This is a genomic window from Bordetella genomosp. 9 (assembly GCF_002119725.1).
GTDB lineage: Bacteria > Pseudomonadota > Gammaproteobacteria > Burkholderiales > Burkholderiaceae_B > Bordetella_C.
In genome coordinates this window covers 1937322-1963820 of the sequence record NZ_CP021109.1, presented here as the reverse complement: position 1 = coordinate 1963820, position 26499 = coordinate 1937322, and the positions used below count along the sequence as shown (strand labels likewise).

Genomic DNA, 26499 nt, shown 5'->3' with positions numbered 1-26499 from the left:
TATGAACCGCAAAGCCATCCCTCTCTGCTTCGCCGCGCTGGCGCTTCTGTTGCTGACCGGCACTGCGATGGCTCAAGGCGTGGATCTCACCCAGAGCAACACCGCCATGAACGGGCTGCTCCGCGAGATTCACGAGGCATCCAACGCATGGGCCGGCCGGCTACAAGGCTATGCAACGCACCTGCTCGTCGGCCTTGCGGTGATCCAGCTCGTCCTTCAGTTCATGCCTTTGGTGTTCAAACAGGCGGAAATTGGGGAAACCGTCGGCGAGATGGTCCGCACAATCCTCGTCGTCGGCTTCTTCTTTGCCCTGATTAAACACGGGACTGAATGGGTCGGCGCGGTCGTCAATAGCTTCCGGCAGGCAGGCGCATCGGCGGCCGGCCTGCCCACGGAAAAGCTCATGCCGGGCGATATGTTCTCGCTGGCGGTCGAGTTCTCGGAAAAGATCATGAATTCTGGCATGTCTATTCTGAGTCCGATTACATCGGGCGTCATTGCCCTCGGCGCGATCATTGTCCTGCTGTGCTTCGCCTTCATCGCGGCGCTGATCTTCGTGACGCTGGTTGAGGCCTATGTCGTCATCAACGGCTCTGTGCTGCTGTTCGGTTTTGGTAGTTTGCGCTTCACGCGGGAATACGCTATCGCGCCCCTGCGCTACGGCGTCGCCGTTGGAGTCAAGCTGTTCGTACTGACGCTGCTCGTCGGCCTGATTATGACGGCCGCCGCCGGTTGGTCGGCAAAGTACTCCAACGATCAGGCCTCGTTGCTCACGCTCGTCGGGCTGTCTCTGGTGTGCGCCTATCTAACGCGCACCATCCCTGAATTGATGGGCGGCATGATTTCGGGAGTTTCGATGGGCGGTGGCCACGCTATCGGTGGCATGGCAGCCGCAGGGGCCGCAGGCGCGGCGGCCGCAATTGCTACCCTCGCCAGCGCAGGAGCGGCCGCTCCGGCCGCAGCGGGTGCCCTCGGGGCGGCCGGCACTGGCGGCGCAGCGGGTGCCGCAGGCGGGGCGGCCGGTGGTGCAGCAGGTGGCGGTGGTCTGGCGAGCCTCATCAATTCGAGCTTCGCCGGGCAAGCCGGAGCCGCGTCGGCAGGCAGCACGGCGGGCGGCAGTATGGCCAGCGCCGCCAGTACCGGCAGCAATGCGGCGAAGGCGGCCGCACCGCGCGTCGGCGGCGGCGAAGCGGCCAGCGGTCCGGCACCGAAGCCCACGGGCGCAGCCAGCAGCGGCGTCAAGCAAGCGGCCACGGCCGCCGGGCAGGCGCAGCACGGCGGCGACAACAAGAGCCAGGCGCAAGCGCAGCCTGCCCCGGCTCCGTCGCCTGATAGCGGCCGCAGCAAAGCCTCTACGTTTGCCTCCGGCGCGGTTCGTATGGCCGGCGTTCTGTCAGCCATGTCGGTTCCGGGGATGGAAAGCGCAGCAGGCCTGTCGCTCAACGCGCCGACCGCCGGCAGTGCAGGCGAAGCCCCGACCGAAAACGCGGGCGGCCCGAATGAGCCGGAAAATGTTATCCGGCCCGCCCGCGCCGCATCTTCCGAGCCGGACGGGAATACCGCCGAGACGAAGGCCGCGCCGTCGCCAACGACGGATGCCTCAAAGCCAGCGTCGTCCCTGTCGGCCCTGCGCATCCCCGGCATGGCCTCGTACCCTAATCCCCAAGGAGCCTGAAAATGACCGAGTTTCTGTACACCTTCGGGACTTTGTTCGTCCTGTTCGCCATCATGTATCTCCTATGCTACTGGCTGCGCGCGCGCGGCCACGGCCCTAAGCTCGATGCCGTCGCCGACAAGATCGACGTTGCACGCGGGTTCGTGGCGGATCGCATCATGGCCCCGCTCGGGTTCGGAATGCTCGGTGCGGCGCGGGCCATCCACAGCGTGCCGCTGCTGGGTTCCAAGCAGCAGGCCCAGCAACTCGCCCAGCTCGTGGCCCAGCTTCGGGAACAGCAGCAGGCGCAACAGAAGCGCCGGCAGTAAGTTTCGGCACCGAGCCAGCCGCAGCCCGCCAAGGATGGCGGGCTTTCTTTTGCCTACGCAAAGGCGGTAGGGGCGTGCACAACGCGCCACACGGGCCGAAGCGGACAAGGGGCTACCCACCCTGCGCCCACCCCCTGAAAACTTCACCACGGTCCGCCTGCGCAGCCGTAGGCGTATCAGATTACACGCGGGTGGCGCCCGGCAATCTGCGCCTTTCCTTTTGGTGTCCTCCCGCTCGCTTGCCCGGCAAGTAACCGGCTCGAAGCCTGATCCCCAAAGCAATCAGGCGTTCACCTCGCTCATCTGCGTCCAACCGCACCGTCCCTCGCATGAGCTGTGCAACCAACAGCCGCGATATGGTTATGCACAGGCCAATCGGGTTTTAAGAGTTTTATATAGTTTTAAAGAGTTTTAGGCGCGCGAATTGCCAATTTCCCCCGACTTTTCAATGATTTACGGAGGAGACCAGTGGGTAATAGACGGTTTCTGGTGGGTAATAGACGGTCCCGGGTGGGTAATAGACGGTGCCGGGTGGGTGATAGACGGTCTGTCCACAAGCAGGAGAGCGATTTCTTTGTGTCCGTCAAACGTATGAGTTTCTGGACAGCCAAAGAGGCCATTTCAAGCCTTCTTGGCACTCCGTCACCGTCTATTACACACCGCCATATCATGCAGTAACGCGTCAGGCGCTTCGCTCCGATGCCGCATGAGCAATTGAGGGCCGCTCTGCCCTGCCTCCTCACGTAAAGTGTACTCGGGCAGGTCGTCGGCAACGATAAGCTTGCGTAGGATGCGGCAGAACTCTTTAAACGTGCCGGCGCTTCCGCTGCGGTGATAGATCGTCCGAAAAGCCCATTTCGCCTTACCCTTCCCGGCGGCGCGACGCGCGAGACGATAAACAAAGCGACCAATACCCGGCTCGATCAGAAAGTAGTCCGGGTGTACAGTTAGAACGTCCGGCTGCTTGCCCTCGGTGATCTCGCGGTAAATCCAGTTTGGGGCCTCGATCTCCACTCTGGCCACCTTGCCTGTGTCCGTGCGCGATACGATCTCGTAGGAGCTGATAAGCCCCTCCGATTTGACCTCGCGCGTAGTGCGCTTACTGTCGCGCGATACTTCCCGCACGCTCTTGATCGTGGTTCCCTTGAGCCGGTCGAGCGCTGCTTCGACCTGCTCGAACTGACGCGCGCCGTCACCTTTGCGACAAAATTTCAGAATGTCCGAAACGTGCGGCTTAAACACGCGGCCGGGTTTATCCCCCTTCCCCTCTCGATAACGGTTCATGGCTTCTGTGAGGTGGGAAACGAGCATCAGCACAATGTCATAGTCCCAGATCGAGGCCATGCCATCCGGCCCCGCCTTGACCTCCACGTGGCCGTCCGGCAGCTCGTAGCGGATGACCTCACCCGCCCGTTTATCCTTCTTGGACAGACGGAACACGGCCACATCCATCATGCTGCGGCTGTCACGCGTGCCAACTTCACGCAAGGCCGGGATGAAGAAATCCGGCTGCTCGTCGCCCTTGGGCGGTTTGCGCACGAGGGTCGCCGGTTGCTGATTAGAAACGGTCGGACGGCCTACCTTTTCCGCTTCACGCTGGAAGCGGGCGGCAACGTGTTCGTATGTCTCGCCAGGACGTGCAGCAGCCTCGATGGGCTCCCTCTGCTGCCTCCTCATGGCCTCAATGCGATCCAGCAGGCCGCCAACATCGCCTAGCACAGCGCCGATCGGCGTAAGACCGCTGTTTCTGATAATCATACGAGCGGTCCGACCTCCGTCGCATAAGGCCGAGCGCAGGCAGTTCGTTTCTGGGCATTACCGCGGTTGGGTCCCATCCCGGGATGGGCGGCTTGAATGCCCGACGACTTGCGCGTCTCAATCCATTGCTCGACGTCGGCCAGATCCCAGGCGACGTTCCGGCTAGTTAGTGCTATGCGGCGCGGGAATTCACCTCGCTGCTCCAAGTTGTAAATCGTGCGCTCGCACAGCGGGATCATCGCCAACAGCTTCTTTTTATTGATGAGAGTCCTGCTCGTCTTTGCTTGCATGCTTTGACCTCCATCAGTCACTTTCGAATGCGTGCCTGATGGTGCCCGGCAATACAGATTGCATCGACCTAATGATTGGCTAAAATGGTTGACATGAAAAATCAGCCGACCATTACCGTCTGGGACGGGTGCGATCCCACCGTTTCAAAGGCCATCGGACAATTTCAGGATCGCTGGAAGCCCTACTCCGAGTCCGGGAAGCGCTACCCCATCGCTCGGCTTATCGAAGAACTCATTGACCCCGCTGTTGCGGCATACTCAGCAACGCTTCCGTCCCGTTACGTCGGCCACATCCCCGGCGCAGGAACGGGCGTGGCCTTCAGCGAGATTGTCCGACTGGTCGGGCTCACTGCGATGGTGCGTTTACAGCGCCAGTTGCTTCGAGCGTTTGTCCTCACAGAGGACCAACAGTCCCCGCGAGATCAGCGATTTGTCGCGACACTTGAATCTTTGATTGAGTTGGTTTGGGCCTGCGCTCGTAAGCGTCCCGCGAAAAGGCAGGTGCGCAATACTCGCCTGAACGGGCAACGCTTGCAGGGCTTTTGCCGCTTTTGCGGCGAACTCGCGGAGTTGGCTTCCTTCGCCGCAGGAAGCGACGCGCCCAAAGCGGACGATGCAGACGAGCAGCTCCGCCTGAGCAACCTGTACTGCGTGGACCACCGGCCCAAGTTAGCGAATGGCGCATGGAATCCTGCGTACAGGCAAGCGAAACGCTCCGTGGCGCAGTTCGATCTCGAACTAGAAAGACTCACCCGACAATGCGCAATGCGGGGCGCGCCGCAAGCGAAATCTGGCGACGAACTGGTCGACGGCTACATCCTCCATTACATGCTCGGACAGACGTTGCAGCCGGCGGATGAAGCCGAGCTGCGAAACCGAGCACGCCTAATGGTGGACTCGAAATTGTCGGATCGAAAAAAGCAGATACTGATGCTTCAGCGAGCTGGCTTCAATCAGTCTGAGATTGCCCGCAGACTAGGTATTGAACGGCAAGCTGTATCGAAGGCCATTGCCTCGATCCCCCAGATATTTCGACTGAGCTTGCCAAAGCGCTCTGCCCGCTAACTTGTTCGCTCCGCTTAAGTGCATCCCGGCCGAGCGTGAATTGATCTCCGGCCGTCAACGCAGTCGCATCGTGCAAACCGAAGCGTCCAATAAAGAGCCCGTCGTTCGACAAAGAAATCAGCAGTCTTTCCCCACTTGCGGCTTTTTAAGCGTCCACTCGTCTATCATGTCCGCCCAGTCCTGCAACATCGCCGCCCGTTGCTCCCGGTACTCCGCCTTGTTGTAGACAGCCCTCACGCCCCGCTGCTCGTGCGCAAGGCACTTCTCTATCCAATCGGTGTTGTAGCCGGCTTCGTGGAGTAGCGTGCTGGCGGTGCGCCGTAAGTCGTGCGGGCCAAATTTGCCAAGGGGCTTGCCCTCCTTCTGCGCCAAGCGGTAGGTCAACGTCAGCACCTGATTGAGCGTGGCGCTGCTCATGGGCAAGTCCGAGTCGTACCGCGACGGCAACACGTAGTCCGACCCACCCGCGAACGTTTTCAGTGCGATGAAAATGTCCAGCGCCTGTCGCGATAAGAACACCAAATGGGGATTGCGCCGCTTCATCCGTTCCTTTGGAATCGTCCAAAGCGCCTGGCTGAAATTGATCTCGCTCCACGTGGCGTTGGTCAGTTCACTCTTGCGCACCATAGTCAGCAACAGCAGCTTGGCTGCCGCCCGAATGGATGGCGTCGTGCCGATGCGCTCAATGTATTGGTACATCAGACCGATTTCGTCAGGCGTCAGCGCCCGGTCGCGCGGCTCGAACTTGGCGATGGTCGTTGGACGCACAAGCTCTGCCGGGTTCTCCACCTTCTGGCCGCGCTCGATGGCCCAACGATAGACCTGCAACACCACCTCGCGGGCATGTACCGCCGTGGCCGGAGCGCCGCGCTCCACGATGGCATCAGTCAGCGCTCGCAAATCCTCGTGCGTGATCTCGACTAACTTCTGATTGCCGAATTTCGGCTTCAACTCGCGCTCGAACACGGATCGGCGCATGTCGCGAGTGGAATCGGCCATCTGGTAGCCGCGCAACCACTTCTCCGCCCAAGCCCCGAACGTCTCCGCATCCTTGATACGGGCCTTGTCCCGCGCTTTCTCCTTCGCTGGCGACTTCCCGGCCGCGATCATCTTCTTGGCTTCGCCCAGCCGTTCCCGGGCTTCCGCGAGCGTGATGCCTCCTACACCATAGCGGCCGAAGGTGATGGTCTCCTGTCTGCCATGGATCGCGTAGTTGTAGCGGAATGAGATTGACCCGGCCGGTGTAACGGCCACGTAGAGGCCGTCACGGTCATTCACTTTGTAGAGCTTGTCCTTTGGCTTGAGGTTTCGCAGCTTGGTATCGGTCAGCATGGGCCTTTGCAGTTCTCCGCTTCAATACCATGCTCAGAAACGCTACGTTGAACCGGTGAAAACCCTTCAATATCAACGTACTACGCACACTCAATACCATGATCCGCTCATTTTCACGACATGGTATCGGGCGCCAGACATGGCATCAGTGGTACTCGGTACCATCGACTATGCCATAAAAAAGTCGTGCTTGGCGATGCAAAAATCTGCCGGAACGTGCCAGACATACCAGCAAAAAAGCCCGCATTTCTGCGGGCTTACGTGTGTTTTGGTGCTTAACCGTGCCAGTCCATGCCGGACGTGGGATCATTCCCACTCAATCGTCGCAGGCGGCTTGCTGCTCACGTCATAAACCACCCGGTTGATCCCGCGCACTTCATTGATGATCCGCGAGCTGACCTTTGCCAACAACGGATACGGCAACGGCGCCCAATCCGCGGTCATGAAGTCGCTGGTCTGCACCGCCCGCAAGGCGACCACATAGTCATACGTACGCCCATCCCCCATCACCCCCACCGACTTCACCGGCAGGAATACGGCGAAGGCCTGCGAGGTCAGGTCGTACCAGGACTTGCCGCTGACGGGATCCAGCGTGCTTCGCAATTCCTCGATAAAAATCGCATCGGCACGACGCAGCAAATCCGCGTACTCCGCCTTCACCTCACCCAGGATCCGGACGCCCAGGCCAGGACCGGGGAACGGGTGGCGATACACCATCGAATGCGGCAAACCCAGCGCCACGCCCAGCTCGCGGACTTCGTCCTTGAACAGTTCGCGCAGCGGCTCCAGCAGCTTCAAATTCAGCGTTTCCGGCAGCCCGCCCACGTTGTGATGGGACTTGATGGCAACCGCCTTGCCGGTCTTCGCGCCAGCGGATTCGATCACGTCCGGATAGATGGTGCCCTGCGCCAGCCACTTCGCCGATTTCAGCTTGTCGGCTTCCGCATGGAACACTTCCACGAATTCGCGGCCGATGATCTTGCGCTTGGCTTCCGGATCGGACACGCCGGCCAGCTTGCCCAGGAACTGTTCGCTGGCGTCGATGTGGATGATCTTCACGCCCATGTTTTCGGCGAAGGTCTGCATGACTTGCTTGCCTTCGTCCAGGCGCAGCAAACCATGGTCGACGAAGACGCAGGTGAGCTGATCGCCGATGGCCTTGTGGATCAGCGCCGCCGCAACCGACGAATCCACGCCGCCGGATAGGCCCAGGATGACCTCGTCGTCACCAACCTGTTCACGGATGCGCTGCACCGCTTCAGACACATAATCCGGCATGTTCCAGTCGCCGTCGCAGCCGCAGATGTCGCGCACGAAGCGGCCGAGCAGCGCCTTGCCCTGAATGGTGTGCGTGACTTCGGGATGGAACTGGACGCCGTAGAAACCGCGTTCTTCGTCGGCCATGCCGGCGATGGGGCATGACGGGGTGGACGCCATCAGTTTGAAGCCGGGCGGCAACTGGGTGACCTTGTCGCCGTGGCTCATCCAGACTTTCAGCATGCCGTGGCCTTCCGGCGTGGTGAAGTCCTCGATTTCGTTCAGCAGGCGGGTGTGCCCGTGGGCGCGGACTTCGGCGTAGCCGAATTCGCGATGGTCCGACCACTCCACTTTGCCGCCCAGCTGTTGGGCCATGCTTTGCATGCCGTAGCAGATGCCCAGCACGGGCACGCCGACTTCGAAGACGGCGTGCGGCACGCGCAAGGAACCCTCGGCGTAGGCGGACGCATGGCTGCCGGAAAGAATGATGCCCTTCAGACCCTGTGCCTGCTGTTCACGCACGAAGTCATCGCCGACGTCGCCGGGATGGATTTCGCAATACACGCCGATTTCGCGGACGCGGCGGGCGATGAGCTGGGTGACCTGTGAACCGTAATCGAGGATCAGAATGCGCTGGTGCATGGTTGGCTCTGGTATCGGGCGCGGCGCCCGTCAAATATAAAAGCGCACCGGCGGGAAGCTGGCCTCCCCCGGTGCGCATATGGCTGCATGGCGTTTGCGCCGTCGATCAGTCGGCGCGGTAGTTCGGCGCTTCCTTGGTGATCTGCACGTCGTGAACGTGCGATTCGCGGAAGCCCGCCGACGTGATCTGCACGAACTGGGTCTTGGTGCGCATTTCGTCGATGGTGGCGCAACCGCAGTAACCCATGGAGGCGCGCACGCCGCCGGCGAGCTGGTAAATGATGGCCAGGACGCTGCCCTTGTAGGGCACGCGGCCTTCGATGCCTTCGGGCACCAGCTTGTCGGCGTTGTTGGCCGGGTCCTGGAAGTAGCGGTCGGCCGAGCCTTCCGCCATGGCGCCCAGGCTGCCCATGCCACGGTACGACTTGTAGGAGCGGCCCTGATACAGGACCACTTCGCCCGGCGCTTCTTCCGTGCCGGCGAACATGCCGCCCATCATGCAGGCGAAGGCGCCGGCCGCCAGGGCCTTGGCGACGTCGCCGGAATAGCGGATACCGCCGTCGGCGATCAGCGGAACGCCGGTGCCTTCCAGCGCCTGCGCCACATCGGAGATGGCGGTGATCTGCGGCACGCCCACGCCGGCGACAACGCGCGTGGTGCAGATGGAGCCGGGGCCGATGCCCACCTTGACGCCGTCGGCGCCGTATTCCACGAGGGCGCGCGCGGCTTCGGCAGTGGCGATGTTGCCGCCGATCACATCGACCTTGGGATAGTTCTTCTTGACCCAGCGCACGCCTTCGAGCACGCCCTTGGAATGGCCGTGCGCCGTATCGACGACGATCACGTCCACGCCGGCAGCGACGAGTTTTTCGACACGCTCTTCGGTGCCGGCGCCCACGCCGACCGCGGCGCCAACGCGCAGTTGACCGTGGGCGTCCTTGTTGGCTTGCGGATGGGCGGTGTTCTTGACGATATCCTTGACCGTGGCCAGGCCGCGCAGTTCGAAGGCATCGTTGACGATGAGCACGCGCTCCAGGCGGTGCTTGTGCATCAGATGCTGCGCTTCGTCCAGGGTGGCGCCTTCGCGCATCGTGACCAGGCGCTCCTGCGGGGTCATGATGTTGCGCAGGGGCTCGTCCAGGCGGGTTTCGAAGCGCAGATCGCGGTTGGTGACGATGCCGACGACTTTGCGGCCTTCCACCACCGGCAGGCCGGAGATTCCATGCTGGCGCTGCAACGCGATGGCGTCGCGCACTTTCATTTGCGGCGTGACCGTGATCGGGTCGATCACGATGCCGAACTCGTGGCGCTTGACGCGTGCGACTTCCCTCGCCTGCTCTTCGGCGGTGAGATTCTTGTGAATGATGCCGATGCCGCCTTCCTGCGCCATGGCGATGGCCAGGCGTGACTCGGTCACGGTGTCCATGGCGGCGGACACGAGCGGGATGTTCAGGGTGATGTTGCGGGTGAGGCGGGTGGCCAGCGACGTATCGCGCGGCAGCACCTGGGAGAACGCGGGCACCAACAGGACGTCGTCGAAGGTGAGCGCGGTTTGGATGAGACGCATGGGAAACTCCGGGCGCAAAGCAAGATTATACGCCTTCCGCCCGGAATTACTAGGTGTAACCCCTAACCTCGCCCCGATATCGTTGTATGCAAAGCGGGGCTGCGGCGGAACCCGGTCCCGCCCTGCCAGCCCGCAAATGCGGCTACTTCGCGCCCTTCGCCGCCATGACCTCGTCGGCCACCTGCCGCGGCACTTCGGCGTAGTGCTTGAACTCCATGGTGTAGGTGGCGCGGCCCTGCGTCAACGAACGCAGAGACGTGGAATAGCCGAACATCTCCGACAGCGGCACCTCGGCCTTCACCAGCTTGCCGCCGCCGCCGGCGATGTCTTCCATGCCCTGCACCATGCCGCGCCGGGACGACAGGTCGCCCATCACGTTGCCCATGAAGTCCTCGGGGGTTTCCACCTCGACGTGCATCATGGGCTCGAGCAGCACCGGCTTGGCGCGCCGCATGGCTTCCTTGAACGCCATGGAGCCCGCCATGCGGAAGGCGTTTTCGTTCGAATCCACGTCGTGGTACGAACCGAAGGTCAGCGTGACTTTCACGTCCACCACCGGGTAGCCCGCCAGGATGCCGGACTGCATGGTGTCCTGGATGCCCTTGTCGACCGCGGGGATGTACTCGCGCGGAATGACGCCGCCCTTGATGGCGTCCACGAATTCATAGCCCTTGCCCGGCTCGTTCGGCTCCAGCGTGATGACGGCGTGGCCGTACTGCCCGCGGCCGCCCGACTGCTTCACGAACTTGCCTTCGACGTCGGTGGCCGTGCCGCGCACGGTTTCGCGGTAGGCCACCTGCGGCTTGCCCACGGACGCTTCCACGCCGAACTCGCGCTTCATGCGGTCGATCAGGATCTCCAGGTGCAGCTCGCCCATCCCGGAGATGATGGTCTGGCCCGATTCCTCGTCGGTATGGACGCGGAAGGACGGGTCTTCCTGCGCCAGGCGGTTCAGCGCCACCCCCATCTTCTCCTGGTCGGCCTGCGTCTTTGGCTCGACGGCCTGCGAGATCACCGGCTCGGGGAAGGTCATTTTCTCCAGGATGATCGGCTGCGACAGGTCGCACAGCGTATCGCCGGTGGTGACGTCCTTCAGGCCCACCGCGGCGGCGATGTCGCCGGCCCGAACTTCCTTGATCTCCTTGCGCTCGTTGGCGTGCATCTGCAGGATGCGGCCCAGCCTTTCCTTCTTGCCCTTGCTGGATACGAGCACGGTGTCGCCGGAATTGACGACGCCCGAATAGACGCGGAAGAACACCAGCTGGCCGACGAAGGGGTCGGTCATGATCTTGAACGCCAGCGCCGAGAACTTTTCGTCGTCGGCCGGATGCCGTTCGATCTCCCGGTCGCGGTCGTCATGGCCCTTGATGGCCGGCACGTCCACCGGCGACGGCAGGTAGTCGATGACGGCGTCCAGCATGGCCTGCACGCCCTTGTTCTTGAGGGCGCTGCCACAGAGCATCGGCACGATTTCGTTGGCGATGGTGCGGGCGCGCAAGCCCTGCTTGATTTCCGCTTCGGTCAGCGTTTCGCCGCCCAGGTACTTGTCCAGCAGGGTTTCGTTGGCCTCGGCGGCGGCCTCGACCATCTTGTCGTGCCATTCCTGCGCCAGCTCGCGCAGGTCGGCCGGGATGTCCGCGTACTTGAACTGCACGCCCTGGCTGGCGTCGTCCCAGATAATGGCCTGCATCTTCACCAGATCGACCACGCCCTGGAAATGGTCTTCCGCGCCGATGGGAATCTGCACCGGCACGGCCACGCCCTTCAGGCGCTCGGCGATCTGCCGCTGCACACGGAAGAAATCCGCGCCGATGCGGTCCATCTTGTTGACGAAGGCAATTCGCGGCACGCCGTACTTGTTGGCCTGGCGCCAGACGGTTTCGGATTGGGGCTGTACCCCGCCGACGGAGTCGTACACCATGCACGCGCCGTCCAGCACCCGCATGGAGCGTTCGACTTCGATAGTGAAGTCCACGTGTCCCGGGGTGTCGATGATATTGATGCGATGTTCGGGGTAGTTGCCGGCCATGCCGCGCCAGAAGGCCGTCGTCGCGGCCGACGTGATCGTGATGCCGCGTTCCTGCTCCTGCTCCATCCAGTCCATCGTGGCGGCGCCGTCGTGGACCTCGCCGATTTTGTGGTTCACCCCGGTGTAGAAAAGAATGCGCTCGGTGGTCGTGGTCTTGCCGGCGTCGATGTGCGCGCTGATACCGATGTTGCGGTAGTTCTCGATGGGGGTCTTGCGAGGCACGATATTCTCCAAGGATGGACCGCCTTCCGGCGTCGCGCCCGAGCCGGATTCGGCAACGGCGGAAGCGCCCGAGGCGCGGAAGTCCGTCCGCTATCTTCGCCTTCGCACAGGCAAAGCGCAAGGGACGGACAGTGCATCTAGATTGGGCGGCGCGGCGGCTTTTTCAATATCACGTCCCCGTTTTCCCGACCAGGCCCGCAACGCGTGCGCGGCCGTACGGGCGCCCAGTATGGGCAAGCCGTGTGCAAGTAGAATGACGAGGCCCCGCCGCAATGCCGGGGCCGTTTTTTCCCGCCCGATCATGCCCAATACCTACGACATCCGCCCCGGCCAGTCCGTCGAACTGCTGAAGGAACTGCACATCCTGACGCGCGACGGCAAGATGAACCAGGATAGCCGGCGCAAACTCAAGCAGGTCTATCACCTGTTCCAGTTCATCGAGCCGCTGCTCCAGGCGCTCAAGGAAGACGGCCGCGACATATCGCTGGTCGACCACGGCGCGGGCAAGTCGTACCTGGGCTTCATCCTGTACGACCTGTTTTTCAAGGGTCTGGGCGACCATTCCCACATCTACGGCATCGAGACGCGCGAGCCGCTGGTGCGCTACTCGCGCGAGCTCGCGCAGCGGCTGGGGTTCGCGGGAGGCATGTCCTTCCTGAACCTTTCGGTGGCGGAGGCCATCGAGTCGCCCGAACTGCCGGCCCGGGTGGATATCGTGACGGCGCTGCACGCCTGCGATACCGCCACGGACGACGCCATCCGCTTCGCCTTGCGCAGGCAGGCGCGCTATATCGTCGTGGTGCCCTGCTGCCAGGCGGAAGTGGCCGCGGCGTTGCGCCGGAACAAGCAGCGGGCCATGGGCGACCCGTTATCGGAAATCTGGCGCCACCCCCTGCATACGCGCGAGTTCGGCAGCCAGGTGACGAATGTGCTGCGCTGCCTGCAACTGGAGGCGCACGGCTACCAGGTCAGCGTAACGGAACTCGTGGGCTGGGAGCATTCGATGAAGAACGAGCTCATCATCGCCCAGCAGAACAAGGACGTGGCGCGCCGGCGCGCCACCGAGCGGCTGAACGCCATGCTGGACCGCATCGGCCTGCAGGAGCTGAAGACCCGTTTCTTTGCGCCAGCGGCCGAGGAAACCGCGACGGCGCAATAGTCCGGCTGCGTATCGTCATTGGTCGTTGCCGGCCGCCCGGCCTAGGGCCCGCCCCGGAATCCGCCCGTGCGGGGCTCCTTCCGCCGTTGACAGGCCCTAGCGCCCTTCCCCGCGCATGACGCGCCGCCATCCCTCGTAGCCCAGGCGGCGCAGCGTTTCCTGGTTGCGCGCGTAGATATCGTCGGGATCCGGATAGCTGTCGATCGCCCGTGCGACGCTGTCCTCGCGCAGCAGGTGCAGGATTGGATACGGCGAACGGTTCGTATAGTTCTCGATGTCGTCCGGCCCGGCGTCGGCGAACCGGTAATCCGGATGGAAGCTGGCGATCTGCACGACGCCGCGCAGACGCATGCGCTTGAGCATGCGGTCGCCCTGCGCCAGGAAGTCGTTGTACGCGCCGAAATCCTGCAAAGCCGAAGTGAGGATCAGCATGGTGGTATCGACGCTTACCGGGTCGCTCTCCACCAGCCGGCGCAGTTCGCTTTCCAGATCTGCAGCCACGCCCGCCTCGTCGGCGGCGTGGCTAACCGCGTACCGGATCTGGCCCTTGACGTGGACGATTTTGGCGAACGGGCAAAGGTTCAAGCCGATGACCGCACGGACCAGCCAGGCTTGGGTGGCTTCGATCGCTGCCCGCGTGCATGCGGCACGAGCGTCACGGTCCTCCATGCCCGGCTCCATCCCGATTCCTTGGCCTCAGGCGGCCGGCATGGCGGCGATGGTCTGCGCGACGGCCGCCGTCAGCTTCTTGCCATAGGGTACGTGCAGGAATTCGTTCGGTCCGTGGGCGTTCGACTTGGGGCCGAGCACACCGCAAACCATGAACTGCGAATTGGGAAAACCCTTTTGCAGGATATTCATGAGCGGAATGGTGCCGCCCTGCCCGATATAGCCGCACGGGGCGCCGTAATACTGACGGGACGCGGCATCCAGCGCGCTGGTAAGCCAGGGCGCCGACGCAGGCGCATTCCAGCCGGTGGACTGGCCCTCGCTGGGTTTGAAGATCACTTTGGCGTTGTAGGGCGCGTCGTGCTCGAGCAGGGTTTTCAGTTCCTGCGCGGCGGCCACGGCGTCCACCAGCGGCGGCAGCCGCAGGGACAGCTTGAAGGCCGTGCGGGGCCGCAGCACGTTGCCCGCGCTGGACAGCGGCGGCAGCCCATCGGCGCCTGTCACCGACAGCGTCGGCCGCCACGTGCGATTGAGCAGCGCCTGCTCGGGATCGGTGGTCATGGGCAGCACGAAGCCGCCGTCCGCGCCGCAGCTCCAGGGAAAACGACGCCAGACTTCATCGCCCAGGATCTGCGCCGTGGCGCGCGCTTGTTCCAGGCGTTCCGCGGGGACCTCGCAATGGAAGCTCTGCGGCAGCAGCCGCCCCGTCGCGCTGTCTTCCAGGCGGTCGAGCAGATGGCGCAGGATGCGGAAGCTGGACGGCACCACGCCGCTGGAATCGCCCGAATGCACGCCCTCGTCCAACACCTGGACCTCGAGCGTGCCGGACACCATGCCGCGCAACGAGGTGGTCATCCAGAGCTGGTCGTAATTTCCCGCCCCGGAATCCAGACACACGACCAGCGCGACGTTGCCCATGCGGGTGCGCAGCGCGTCCACATACGGCAGCAGGTCGTAACTGCCCGATTCCTCGCAGGTTTCGACGATGCCCACGCAGCGGGGACGCGGAATGCCCTGCTTGTCCAGCGCCAGGATGGCGGTCAGGGAGGCGTAGATGGCGTAGCCGTCGTCCGCGCCGCCGCGGCCGTAGAGCTTGCCATCCTCATATTTCGGGGTCCAAGGCCCCAGTCCGGCCCGCCAGCCGGAGAACTCGGGCTGCTTGTCCAGGTGGCCGTAGAACAGCACCGTGTCGCCGTTGTCCTGCCGGGTGGCCGGCGCATCGAAGAAAATCACCGGCGTGCGGCCAGGCAGGCGCACCACTTCCAGCGTCAGGCCATCGACCTTCTGCGTTTCCACCCACTGGGCGGCGTCGCGCACGACCCGCTCGATGTACGCGTTTTTTTCCCAATCGGCGTCGAACGCCGGGCTTTTGGCCGGGATGGCGATGTAGTCGGTGAGCGCGGGCAGAATCTCGCGATCCCATTTGTCGTCCACGTAGGCCTGCAGGGCCTGCGGATCGACGGGACCGGAAACCGCGGAATCGGGAACACGTGCATTCATGGACAGGCTCCTTTACTTCATCCAGACCCGCGCATTGCGGAACGCGCGCATCCAGGGGCTGAAGGCGCCGCCGCTATCGCGCTCGCCCCATTTCTCGGGCGCCCAGGACATCATCACGTTCCGGGTGACCCGTTCGGGGTGCGGCATGATGGAGGTGAAGCGGCCGTCGGGCGTGGTCACCGCCGTCAGTCCGCCGGGGCTGCCGTTGGGATTGAAGGGATAGACCTCGGTGGGCGCGCCGCGGTTATCGATGTAGCGTGCCGCGGCGATGACGCGCGACGGATCGCCCTGGCGCGCGAAATTGGCATAGCCTTCGCCGTGCGCCACCGCGACCGGCACGCGCGTGCCCGCCATGCCGGCGAAGAAAATCGACGGCGAATCGGCGATTTCGACCATGGAAAGCCGGGCCTCGTACTTCTCCGAGAGGTTGCGCGTGAAGCGCGGCCAGTCCTGCGCGCCGGGGATCATGCTGGCCAGCGCCGCGAACATCTGCGCACCGTTGCACACGCCGAGTCCAAACGTATCCTGCCGCCCGAAGAAGGCGGCGAACTGATCCGAAAGCTGGCTGTTGAAGCGGATGGTCCGCGCCCAGCCCTCGCCCGCGCCCAGCACGTCGCCATAGCTGAAGCCGCCCACGGCCACCATGCCGTTGACGGTGCGCAGGTCCACGCGGCCGGACAGCAGGTCGGTCATGTGCACGTCCAGGGCCTCGAACCCGGCGGTGTCAAAGGCCCACGCCATTTCGATCTGGCTGTTGCAGCCCTGCTCGCGCAAAATCGCCACGCGCGGACGCTTGCCGGTGGCGATGAAGGGCGCCGCCACGTCTTCCTGCGGATCGAAGGACACCACCGGCGAGAACCCGGGATCGTCCTTGTCCTGCCACATGTCGAGCTCGGCCTGCGCGCAGGCGGGATTGTCGCGGCGAGCCATGATGCGATAACTGGTTTCGCTCCAGGCGCGTCCAAGCTCGGCACGCGGCTGGCCCCAGATCTTGCGTCCGTCCCGATAGAACTCGATCTCGTCGCTGTCGTTCAAACCGCCGATGACGTGGGCGAACCTGGACAGCCCTGCCCCTCGCAGCACCTGCATGACGGCGTCGCGCTGGGACGCGGGGACCTGGATGACGGCGCCGGCCTCTTCCGAGAACAGCGCCTTCAAGGTCAGCTCCTCGCGCTGGACGGCGACCTGCTCCGGGCGGATCTTGAAGTCGCCCCAATCGGCCGCGTTGGCGTCGAAGGTCAGCATGTCGAGGTTGACGGAGATGCCGGTGTGGCCGGCGAAGGCCATTTCGCACAGCGTGGCGAACAGGCCGCCATCGGAGCGGTCGTGGTAGGCCAGCAGCGTACCGGCCTCCGCCAGGGTGCGGATGGTAATGAAGAAGGCGCGCAGGTCCTGGGGCACGTCGATGTCCGGCGTTTCCGTGCCCACCTGGTTGTAGGCCTGGGCCAGTATGGAACCGCCCATGCGGTGCAGGCCGCGGCCCAGGTCGATCAGGATCAGCACGGTGTCGCCGGCATCGGTGCGCAATTGCGGCGTCAGCGTCCGGCGGGCATCGCCCACCGGCGCGAAGGCGCTGACGATCAGCGACACCGGCGCAATGACCTGGCGCTGCTCGCCGCCTTCGGTCCACGACGTCTTCATGGACAGGGAATCCTTGCCCACCGGAATCGACAGGCCCACCGCCTGGCACAGCTCGCTGACGGCGGACACGGTGTCATACAGGGCGGCATCCTGGCCCGGCACGCCGCAGGCGGCCATCCAGTTGGCCGACAGCTTGATGTGCTCCACCAGGTGGACGTCGGCAGCCGCCAGATTGGTCAGCGCCTCGGCCACGGCCATGCGCCCGGACGCCGGAGCGTCGATCATCGCCAGCGGCGTGCGCTCGCCCATCGCCATGGCTTCGCCTCGGAAGCCTTCGTAGTCGGCCAGGGTGACGGCGCAGTCCGCGACGGGCACCTGCCAGGGACCGACCATCTGGTCGCGCGCGGACAGACCGCCCACCGTGCGGTCGCCGATGGTAATGAGGAAGGTCTTGTTGGCCACCGTCGGATGGCGCAGCACGCGATACGCCGCTTCGGTCAGGTCGATGCCCGCCAGATCCAGCGGCTCGGACACGCCGGGCAGCCGCTTGACGTCGCGGGTCATACGGGGCGGCTTGCCCAGGATAACGTCGATGGGGACGTCCACCGGGCGGACGGGGCCGGCCGCTTGGCCCTGCGGATCCACGCCCGGCAGGCCTTCGCCCTGCACGACGCGCAATTGACGCTCTTCCGTTGCGACGCCAACGACCGCATAGGGACAGCGTTCGCGGCGCGCGATGGCGTCGAAGCGCGGCAAATCGTCCGGCAGCACCGCCAGGACATAGCGCTCCTGCGACTCGTTGCTCCAGATTTCGGCGGGCGACATGCCCGATTCTTCCACCGGCACGCGCGTCAGGTCGAAGACGGCGCCGCGCCCGGCGTCGTTGACCAGTTCGGGGAAGGCGTTGGACAGCCCGCCCGCGCCCACGTCATGGATGGCCAGGATCGGATTGCGCTCGCCCTGCTGCCAGCAGCGGTCGATGACTTCCTGCGCGCGCCGCTCGATTTCCGGGTTGCCGCGCTGGACCGAATCGAAATCCAGGTCGGCGCTGTTGCTGCCCACGCCCATGCTGGACGCCGCGCCGCCGCCCATGCCGATGCGCAGGCCGGGGCCGCCCAGCTGGATCAGGAGCGCACCGGGCGGGATTTTTTCCTTGTGCGTCAGGCCGGCGTCGATGCTGCCCAGGCCGCCGGCGATCATGATGGGCTTGTGATAACCCCAGCGCGTGCCGCCCGCCGTCTGCTCGAAGCTGCGGAAGTAGCCGAGCAGGTTGGGCCGGCCGAACTCGTTGTTGAAGGCGGCCCCCCCGATCGGGCCCTCGATCATGATGGACAAGGGCGAGGCGATCCGGTCCGGCAAGCCATGGTGATCGTTTTCCCAGGGCTGCGGCGCATCGTCGAAGCGCAGATGGGACACGGTGAATCCGGTCAGGCCCGCCTTGGGCTTGGATCCGCGGCCTGTGGCGCCTTCGTCCCGGATCTCGCCGCCCGCGCCGGTGGACGCGCCCGGAAACGGCGCGATCGCCGTGGGGTGATTGTGCGTCTCCACCTTCATCAGGGTGTGCACCAGGGCCTCGCGCCGCCGGTAGGTCAGCGCCGCGTCGCCTTCGCCGGCCACGCCGGCGTGGAAGCGCTGCGCCACCCCGCCTTCCATGATGGCCGCGTTATCCGAATACGCCACGACGGTGCCGCCCGGCTGGGCGGCATGCGTGGCGCGGATCATGCCGAACAGGGTATTGGGCTGCGGCTGGCCGTCGATGACCCACTGGGCGTTGAAAATCTTGTGCCGGCAATGCTCGCTATTGGCCTGCGCGAACATCATCAGCTCGACGTCCGTGGGGTCGCGCTCCAGCTTGGCGAAGGCTTCGGCCAGGTAGACGATTTCGTCGTCGGAAAGCGCAAGCCCCAGGGTCGTATTGGCCTGCTCAAGGGCGGCCCGGCCTTGCGCGAGCACCGGCACGGTGCGCATGGGGCGGCCTTCGACCGGGGCGAACAGCGCCTGGCCGTCGAATTGCGCGTCGACGACCGTTTCGGTCATGCGGTCGTGCAAACAATCGGCGGCGCGCGCCAGCATGGCGTCGTCAAAGGACTTGGCGCCCAGCAGGCCTCTTTCCGGCGTCAGCACGTAGCGAACGCCGCGCTCGATGCGGCGCACGGCGGCAAGCCCGCAGTTGTGCGCAATGTCGGTGGCCTTGCTGGCCCAGGGCGAAATCGTGCCCAGACGCGGAATGACGCGCAGAACCAGCGCTTTGGCCGGCGCTTCGGCTTCATAGGGGGGGCCGTAGTCCAGCAGCTCCGCCAGCCGCTGCCGGTCGGCATCCGCCAGCTGGGCGTCGCACAAGATGAAATGCTCGTAGCGCGCCGAAATATCGGCCACCGGCAGCCCGGCCTGCTTCAATTGGGCAAGCAGCCGCTCGCGGCGGAAAGTCGACAGAACGGAAGAGCCGGGGAAATACTGGACGATGGACACGATGACGGCCGTAGCGGGAAGGGCAAAAACGGAATTTTACCCGTTGCCGGCCACCCGCTCGCGCCGTCTTGCGCTTGCTACGGATACCGTACTTCGAGAATTTCCAGCGTCTCGACGCCACCTGGCGTGCGCAGCGTGACGGTGTCGCCCTCGCGCGCCTTCAGCAAGGCGCGGGCGACCGGAGAAATCCAGCTGATTTTGCCGGCCAGCGGCTCGGCCTCGTCCACGCCGACGATGGTGACTTCGTGCTCTTCCCCGGCCTTATCCATATAGACCACCGTGGCGCCGAAGAACACCTGGTCGCGATTGGGCTGCGCCGCCGGATCGACGACTTCCGCAATATCGAGACGGCGGGTCAGGAAGCGCATGCGGCGGTCGATTTCACGCAGGCGCTTCTTGCCGTACAGATAATCGCCGTTTTCGGAGCGGTCGCCATTGGACGCCGCCCATGACACGACCTGGACGACGCTGGGCCGCTCGACATTCATCAAATGGGTCAATTCATCGCGCAGGCGTGCGTAGCCTTGCGGCGTCATGTAGTTTCGCGTTCCCGCGGGCAGGGCCTGGGCTTGCGGAATGTCGTCGTCTTCGTCCTGGTCCGTTTCTTTGACAAAAGCTTTGTTCATGGCTGCACTCGAATCGCTTGACGGAAGCGCGCGGCGCCGGGCTCGCGCGGTCGCCGGGCGTCAGGCCCAATCGTGCCACACCGGGCGCAGGTCGCGCGGCAGCGGCGGCAGGCGGCCCAGATCGACGCGGCTTTCCGAGGGGCTATGGAAGTCCGAGCCGCGCGAAGCAAGGAAGCCGCATTCCCGGGCAACGTCCGCGTAACGGCGGCATTCGTCGGGGGTGTGGCTGCCCGTCACGACCTCGATGCCCTCCCCGCCCAGACGCTGGAATTCGTCGTATAGCGCGGCAAACTGCAAGGGGGTGTACTTGTATCGGCCCGGGTGGGCGATGACCGCGCGGCCGCCGGCATCGACGATCCAGCGCACGGCTTCGGCCAGCGTGGCCCACTGTATGGCCACCTGCCCCGGGCAGTCGTCGCCCAGGTACTTGTTGAAAACTGTTTGAACGTCGGGGCAAAAGCCTGCTTCCACGAGATAGCGGGCGAAATGCGTGCGGCTGATCAGTTCCGGGTTGCCGGCAAAGGGCAAAGCGCCTTCGAAAGCGCCCGGCATGCCCATCTGGGCGAGTTTTTCGCCGATCTTGCGCGCGCGGTCGGCCCGCCCCGAACGGGTGCGGCGCAGGCCTTCGCGCAGCGCCGTATTCTGCGGGTCGAACCCCAGACCGACGATATGCACAGTCTGCGATGCCCACGTCACCGAGATTTCGACGCCGGTGACGAAACGCAGTCCCGCCTCTGCCGCGGCTTCGGCAGCCTCGGCCAGGCCGCCCACTTCATCATGATCGGTGAGCGACCAGACGTCCACGCCGTTGGCGCGCGCCCGCAGCGCGACGTCGCGCGGGGACAGCACGCCATCAGAAACGGTGGAGTGGCAATGCAGATCGACATTGGAAAAGGCGGAATCGGGCATAGGCTTATTGTAGGCCGCGCAGGAAGTTTTCGATGGGACCGAGCTGGTTGTCGTGCATCAGCGTAGGCGCATGGCCGACGCCTTCCACCTCCACGCTTTGCGTGCGCGGATTGCGCCGGACCATCTCCCGCACTGTTTCGGGGCTGAGCAGATCCGAGTGCGCGCCCCGCATGACCAGGATCGGACAATCGATGGCCTCGTAGGAATGCCAGAGCATCTGTTCGCCCGCGGCCAGCGCGGCGTCGTCCTGCACGTTGAATGGCGCCGCCAGGCCGAGATCGTAGTGCTTGACCCAGCGCCCGCCCTCCTGTCGGAAGACATGGCTCGCCAGGTCGCGCCACTGCTCATCGGTGTGACTGCCAAATGCCGCCGAGACGTCGCGCAGATAGGCGACGGCGTCCTCGAAACTATCGAACGCCTGCCCCTGCCCCACATACTGGCCGATGCGCGAAAGCGCCGCGGCCTGCAGGCGCGGCCCCACATCGTTCAGCACGAGTTTGTCGATGTGCAGCCCCTGGCCCGGCAGGCGGTCATGGCCCGCGTGCTGTCTGGTGCGCATGCGAGCGGACAGCGCCGCGGTGCCGGCCAGCGTCATGCCGATCAAGCCGCCCATCGACGTGCCGATCCAGTGCAGCGTCGCGGGCCGCAGGCGCGCGATCAGCGTCACCATATCGGCGACGTACTGGGGGACGGTGTAGAAGGCCGGATTCAGCAGCCAGTCCGACGCGCCGCGGCCCACGACGTCCGGGCACACGACCCGATACTCGCCGCATAGGCGTTGGGCCAGGGTGTCGAAATCGCGGCCGGTGCGGGTCAGGCCGTGCACGCACAGAAGCACCTTGTCGTTGTCGGGGTCGCCCCATTCCCAGTAAGCCTGGCGATGCAGGCCCGCTGGGCTGGCGCAAGTCACGAAATCGAGACGCGGATTCGGCATGGGACCTCCATAGGTGCGCGCCGGGGATGCCGGCGCGGCGCGGTGCGGTGCGATGATGGCAGCGCCGCTCACCATCCCGCGCCGCTGCCTGCAGCTCTTTTATAGCAGCCCCGTTCGCGGCTTTGCGCCGTCCGCCCCGCACGCCCGCCCGCCGTGCCGGTCACGCCGTCCGGCGGGCCGCTTTCAGCGATCCCGCGGCCCGTGCCAATAGCGGCGGGCGCGGTCGCGCTGACCCTGCACCTGCAGCCCTGCGGCGCTGGAAGAAGCGATCACCGCGCCATCGCGGTCCGTACGCCAGAACGTCGCGCCGGCGCGCCGCCACCGCCGCAGCACCGCTCCCGCGGGATGCCGGAAACGGTTCAGATAGCCCACCTGCGCCACGACATGGGCCGGCCGCGTCGCCTCCACCAGGGCGGCGCCCGATGATGTCGCGGAACCGTGATGGGGGGCCATCACCAGGTCCACGCCCGACGCCGGCGCCATTGCCGCCGCGAGCCGCGAGGCGAAGCGCTGTTCTTCCGCGATGCCCACATCCCCCGGCAGCAAGGCGGCATGATGGCGCCCCTGCACCAATAGGACGCAGCCCCCCGCATTTGAGCCGCCGCGCGACCGGCCGCGTGCGGCCTTGACGCCGCTTGCCGTGCGCGGGCGTGGCGTCGCAGCGCCCTTGGCGTCATCCTGAGGATGCAGGAACTCGAACCGGACCCCGTCGCTTTCCCACGCCTGGCCGGCCTGGCAGCGGTGCGCCGCCGACGGCGCGGGCGCCGACGTGGTGCGGTCCCGCACACGGGCATCCCTGCGCAGCCGCGCATGAACATCGAAGGGCGCATAAGCCGCCACCACCGGCACGGCGCGCAGCAGCGTGTCCAGCCCCCCGGCATGATCGAGGTCGCCGTGCGAGACCACCAGCGTGTCGATACGCCCTATGCCCCGTGCCCGCAGATAAGGCCACAGCACCCGCTCTGCCCCATCCGTCCCATTGCGATGCAACGGTCCAGTATCGAAGACAAGCGTGTGCCGCGCAGTTTCGACCACCACCGCGCCGCCCTGCCCTACGTCCAGCGCCGTCAGCATCCAATCGCCGTGACCGGGTCGCGAAGGGCGCCAGCACAGCGCGGGAAGCAGCAGCAGCCAGGCCCAGCGGCGCGAGGCCATGCCGGGCGGCAGAAGCGCCCACCCAATGCCGCCCAGGGCGACGGCAAGGAGCACGAGCGGCGGCGCGGCAACGTTGCACACCGCCCAATCGCGCGCCGCCAGCCATTCGACGGGCCGCATCGTCAGCGCAAACGCACCGTGCGCCGCCTGCGCCATCAGCGCTGCCGCCGGTGCGGCGCCCGGTATCGCACAAAGCCACGCGCACGCCAGCGAGAGCGGGGTGACGACGAAACTGACGGCCGGAATGGCGATCGCATTCGCAAGGGGCGACACCAGCGTCACTTGCTGCGTCAGAAACGCCAGCACGGGCGTGAGCGACAGCGTCACGACCCATTGCAGGCGGTTCGCCTGGCCCCAACCACGCATCAGGCGGCGCCAGGCAGGCGCGTCCGGGTCCGCCCGCATACGGCTCGCATGCCCCCATGCCAGTACCGCGGCCACCGCTCCGAAGGAGAGCCAGAACCCTGGCGCGATCGGCGCCCAGGGATCCAGCGCCACGACGGCGCATGCCGCCATCGGCAGAATCCGCGAGGGCGATAGCGGTAGCCTGAACATGGCGGCGCCGCCGGCGACGGCCAAGGTAAAGAACGTCCGGCGCGCGGGGCTGCCCCATCCCGCCAGCAGGCAATAGCACCACGCGGCCAGAACCGCCGCGGCAATGGCGGCAATTTGCGCCGGCATCAATTCACCCAGGCCCAAGCCGCGCCATCTCGCCCGCCGCCACGCCCACCCGACCGTCGTCCCGACCAGGCCCGCGACAAGCGTGACGTGCAACCCGCTGATAGAGACCAGATGCGTGATCCCCGTGACGTTGAACACGCGCCAGTCCGTGCGCGCAATGCCTGCCTGGTCGCCGAGCGCCAGCGCCACGATCACGGGTCCGTACCGCGCCTGGTCCAGCGCCGCATGCATACGGGCACGCAGCCGGTCGCGCAATCGGTGCACGGCGACAATACCGAAGGAATCGCCCTCGTCACCCATGAAGCGCGGCTTGCCGCGCACCGTGCCGGTGGCCCGTATGTTGCGCTGGAACAGCCGGGCCTCGCCGTCGGCCGCGTACGGGTTTTGCGCGGCGTGCGGCGGTTTCAGGACAAGCGCCGCGCGCCATTGCTGGCCCGGCGTCACGGATCGCTGTGCGGCGTCGTCTCCTCGCATCGGCAAGGGCCACGATACGCGGATGCGTCGCGGAATGCCGGCAGAAGCGGCGTCGATGACTTCCGCATCGAAGCGCACGGCGTCCGGCGCGTCTTCGCGCAGCGACACCACGCGGAAAGTCGTCCGGACCACCTGGTTTTCCTGCGCGGCAGGAAGCGCGTCGTCCAGGCGCTGCCGCGCCCGTTCGATGGCGTACAGCCCTCCGCCGCTCGCCGTGCAAAGACATAGCGTCAACGCAAGCATCGCCCGCATGCGGGGGCCACCAGGCTGCCGCCCGTGAGCGAACCGAAGCCGTCCATGAAGCGCGCCCGACGCCAGGCAAACCACCGCGAGTCCGGCGCGCGCGGCGCCGCCCGGCAGGGCCCCCAGGACGTGGACGGCGGCCACCGCTGCGACGAACGCCAGCATCGCCATGCGCCCTTCCATTCCGATCTCTCCGAGCAATGTCCCGGCATGCTAACGGTCCGAACGGGACAGCGGCGGGCGTGCGGGCTCGAATGGTCACGCAGGCGCCGTAAGGAAGAAGCGCCATACAGCAAGATGCGCAATACGGAACGGAAAGAAGCGCAATACAAAAAAATGGCCCCGCTTGCGCGGGGCCGGGTACTGCATCGAGAGGACTTCCACAGCATCCCCGCCTCTCACCGGGGAACCATGCGGAGGGCAAATCCGCATGGCCAGGACTTCCTGACCCCGCACGCTGCGACGATGGGCGGGGCCTGAAAGACAAACCGATCGGTCACGAGAGCGTCGCGTCGAACCACACAGGCGCGCCGGTCCCCGACCGGGCGCGATCACACGCCCTGGAACGGCTGGTTGTCGATATCGCCAAAGGCGATATCCGTGGAACTGTTGGCTTGCGACGCTTCGGCGGCAACCTGCGCGCGCGTCACGCCGCTGTCGGCTGCGGCGGCGAAAGGCGCGTTGTCGATGTCGCCGTTGCCGGTCAGGCCAGCGGCGCGGGCCTGTTGCAGATCGGCCAGCACTTGGTCGCGGCTGGCGCTGCTTTCGTTCTGCCCGTAGACGCCTTGGAAGGGCTCGTTGTCCGTATCTCCGCGCGGCGTGCCGGCTTGCGCGGCGCCGATGGCGGCAAAGGAAAGAATCAATGCGGTGGCGATGGTCTTGGCTTGCATGGCAGTACTCCTGTCCTGGATGTTTGAAGGGCCGGATACCGATCAGGGGAAAGATCCCGGGGCATCCGTTGCTGTCCCCATGGCTTGTATTCTGCGCCGACAGAACATAGGGAAAAACCCGGATTCCCGGAATTCATTTTTCCAATCCAGGCACCAATCCAAGATACACAGGAGCAATTACGCCAGGAAAAGACTTCTCCACAGAGTAAAGTCCGTGCGTTCACAGAGTGGAGTCCGTGCGTTCAATGCACCACGGGCACGAGCCGCGGCAACACCCGCAAAGCAGTCGCCGCCGTCCCCGCAGCCACGGCCATGACATCCACGCCGCGCAACTCCGCCAACGCTTGCGCCACGCCGGCCACCTGAGCGGGCGTATTGCGTCGATCCGGCGGATGCAGCCACGCCGGAGGGATGTCAGGGGAGTCGGTCTCCAGAACCAGGTGCTCCAGCCCCCACTGCTGCGCGTGCCGCCGTATCTGCAAGGCGCGGGGATATGTCATCGCGCCGCCGATGCCCAGCGCAAAACCCAGGTCGATGAAAGCGCGCGCCTGTTGTTCGCTGCCGTTGAAGGCATGTGCGATCCCGTGCAGGCCATGATGACGACGCAGGTGCTTGAGGATGATGTCCTGCGAACGGCGCACGTGCAGCAGCACCGGCAAACCGAATTCCGCCGCAAGATCGAGCTGGGCGGCGTAGTACCGCTCCTGCTTTTCCCGCGCGGCGCCGCTGGCGATTTCCTTGACGAAGAAGTCCAGCCCGATTTCGCCAATCGCCACGAAGCGCGGGTCGTCCATCGCCGCCTCCACGGCGGCGCGCAGCGCGGCAAGGTCGTCATCCCACGCCGCGCCGACGAACAGGGGGTGAATGCCGAGCGCATAGGCGCCGCCCGGCATCGCGTGCGCCAGATCGCGCACGGTCTGGAAGTTGCCGCGCCCCACTGCCGGAATCACCACCGCGCGCACCCCGGCCGCGGCAGACTGCGCCACCACATGGCTGCGGTCGGTGTCGAATTCCTGGGCGTCGAGGTGGCAGTGGGTGTCGATCAGCATGAGCGCTCCAGAGGC

19 protein-coding genes are annotated in these 26499 nt (G+C 65.2%); 4 read left to right on the top strand and 15 right to left on the bottom strand.

From position 1 onward, the window contains the following. Position 1: 1 nt before the first annotated feature. On the top strand, positions 2-1675 hold the full coding sequence (gene trbL / locus CAL13_RS09170) for a P-type conjugative transfer protein TrbL (RefSeq protein ID WP_086072162.1): 1674 nt from the start codon (positions 2-4) through the stop codon (positions 1673-1675). Between the two features lie 2 nt (positions 1676-1677). Beyond that, positions 1678-1983, top strand: a complete 306-nt coding sequence (locus tag CAL13_RS09165) for a hypothetical protein (RefSeq protein WP_069220143.1) — start codon at positions 1678-1680, stop codon at positions 1981-1983. A gap of 642 nt (positions 1984-2625) precedes the next feature. Here CAL13_RS09165 and CAL13_RS09160 read toward each other — a convergent pair. Continuing rightward, the gene (locus CAL13_RS09160; RefSeq protein WP_086072161.1) at positions 2626-3741 is read right to left on the bottom strand and encodes a replication initiator protein A; all 1116 of its coding nucleotides are present in this window, start codon (positions 3739-3741) and stop codon (positions 2626-2628) included. Then, complete coding sequence (locus CAL13_RS09155; RefSeq protein ID WP_086072160.1) at positions 3738-4031, bottom strand: helix-turn-helix transcriptional regulator; 294 nt, start codon at positions 4029-4031, stop codon at positions 3738-3740. The genes CAL13_RS09160 and CAL13_RS09155 overlap by 4 nt, the downstream gene beginning before the upstream one ends. 84 nt (positions 4032-4115) lie before the next feature. On the opposite strand from CAL13_RS09155, the gene CAL13_RS09150 reads away from it, so the two are divergent. After that, positions 4116-5096: a LuxR family transcriptional regulator gene (locus CAL13_RS09150; RefSeq protein ID WP_069220142.1), complete on the top strand. Its 981-nt coding sequence runs from the start codon at positions 4116-4118 to the stop codon at positions 5094-5096. Positions 5097-5213: 117 nt separating this feature from the next. Here CAL13_RS09150 and CAL13_RS09145 read toward each other — a convergent pair whose 3' ends face one another. From CAL13_RS09145 to fusA, 4 genes are all read right to left on the bottom strand, one after another. After that, positions 5214-6428, bottom strand: coding sequence for a tyrosine-type recombinase/integrase (locus CAL13_RS09145; RefSeq protein WP_086072159.1), 1215 nt, complete (start codon positions 6426-6428; stop codon positions 5214-5216). Between the two features lie 306 nt (positions 6429-6734). Further along, positions 6735-8327 (bottom strand): glutamine-hydrolyzing GMP synthase, encoded by a 1593-nt coding sequence (guaA, locus tag CAL13_RS09140; RefSeq protein ID WP_086057150.1) that lies wholly within the window; start codon positions 8325-8327, stop codon positions 6735-6737. 106 nt (positions 8328-8433) lie between these two features. After that, positions 8434-9894, bottom strand: a complete 1461-nt coding sequence (guaB, locus tag CAL13_RS09135; protein WP_086057149.1) for an IMP dehydrogenase — start codon at positions 9892-9894, stop codon at positions 8434-8436. Positions 9895-10036: 142 nt separating this feature from the next. Continuing rightward, on the bottom strand, positions 10037-12145 hold the full coding sequence (gene fusA / locus CAL13_RS09130) for an elongation factor G (RefSeq protein ID WP_086073577.1): 2109 nt from the start codon (positions 12143-12145) through the stop codon (positions 10037-10039). Between the two features lie 253 nt (positions 12146-12398). Between fusA and CAL13_RS09125 the strand changes: the two genes are divergently transcribed. After that, positions 12399-13304 carry a class I SAM-dependent methyltransferase gene (locus tag CAL13_RS09125; RefSeq protein ID WP_420042421.1) on the top strand — a complete coding sequence of 302 codons (906 nt, stop codon included), beginning with the start codon at positions 12399-12401 and terminating at the stop codon, positions 13302-13304. A 96-nt stretch (positions 13305-13400) separates the two neighbouring features. Here the strand turns inward: CAL13_RS09125 and CAL13_RS09120 are convergent, their stop codons facing one another. From CAL13_RS09120 to CAL13_RS09080, 9 genes are all read right to left on the bottom strand, one after another. After that, positions 13401-13973: a DUF1415 domain-containing protein gene (locus CAL13_RS09120; RefSeq protein WP_086073575.1), complete on the bottom strand. Its 573-nt coding sequence runs from the start codon at positions 13971-13973 to the stop codon at positions 13401-13403. Positions 13974-14000: 27 nt separating this feature from the next. Beyond that, on the bottom strand, positions 14001-15473 hold the full coding sequence (locus CAL13_RS09115) for a M20 family metallopeptidase (RefSeq protein WP_086072158.1): 1473 nt from the start codon (positions 15471-15473) through the stop codon (positions 14001-14003). Positions 15474-15485: 12 nt separating this feature from the next. After that, positions 15486-19523, bottom strand: a complete 4038-nt coding sequence (purL, locus tag CAL13_RS09110) for a phosphoribosylformylglycinamidine synthase (RefSeq protein ID WP_086072157.1) — start codon at positions 19521-19523, stop codon at positions 15486-15488. 77 nt (positions 19524-19600) lie between these two features. After that, positions 19601-20149 (bottom strand): transcription elongation factor GreB, encoded by a 549-nt coding sequence (gene greB / locus CAL13_RS09105; RefSeq protein ID WP_086072156.1) that lies wholly within the window; start codon positions 20147-20149, stop codon positions 19601-19603. A gap of 60 nt (positions 20150-20209) precedes the next feature. Then, a complete protein-coding gene (locus tag CAL13_RS09100; RefSeq protein WP_086057144.1) occupies positions 20210-21058 on the bottom strand; it encodes a 3',5'-nucleoside bisphosphate phosphatase in 849 nt (282 codons plus the stop codon). 4 nt (positions 21059-21062) lie between these two features. Then, positions 21063-21992: an alpha/beta fold hydrolase gene (locus CAL13_RS09095; RefSeq protein ID WP_086057143.1), complete on the bottom strand. Its 930-nt coding sequence runs from the start codon at positions 21990-21992 to the stop codon at positions 21063-21065. 183 nt (positions 21993-22175) lie between these two features. Next, on the bottom strand, positions 22176-24728 hold the full coding sequence (locus tag CAL13_RS09090) for a DNA internalization-related competence protein ComEC/Rec2 (protein WP_232467798.1): 2553 nt from the start codon (positions 24726-24728) through the stop codon (positions 22176-22178). Positions 24729-25096: 368 nt separating this feature from the next. Continuing rightward, positions 25097-25435, bottom strand: a complete 339-nt coding sequence (locus CAL13_RS09085) for a DUF4148 domain-containing protein (RefSeq protein ID WP_086072155.1) — start codon at positions 25433-25435, stop codon at positions 25097-25099. 242 nt (positions 25436-25677) lie between these two features. After that, complete coding sequence (locus tag CAL13_RS09080; protein ID WP_086072154.1) at positions 25678-26484, bottom strand: TatD family hydrolase; 807 nt, start codon at positions 26482-26484, stop codon at positions 25678-25680. Between the last annotated feature and the right edge of the window lie 15 nt (positions 26485-26499).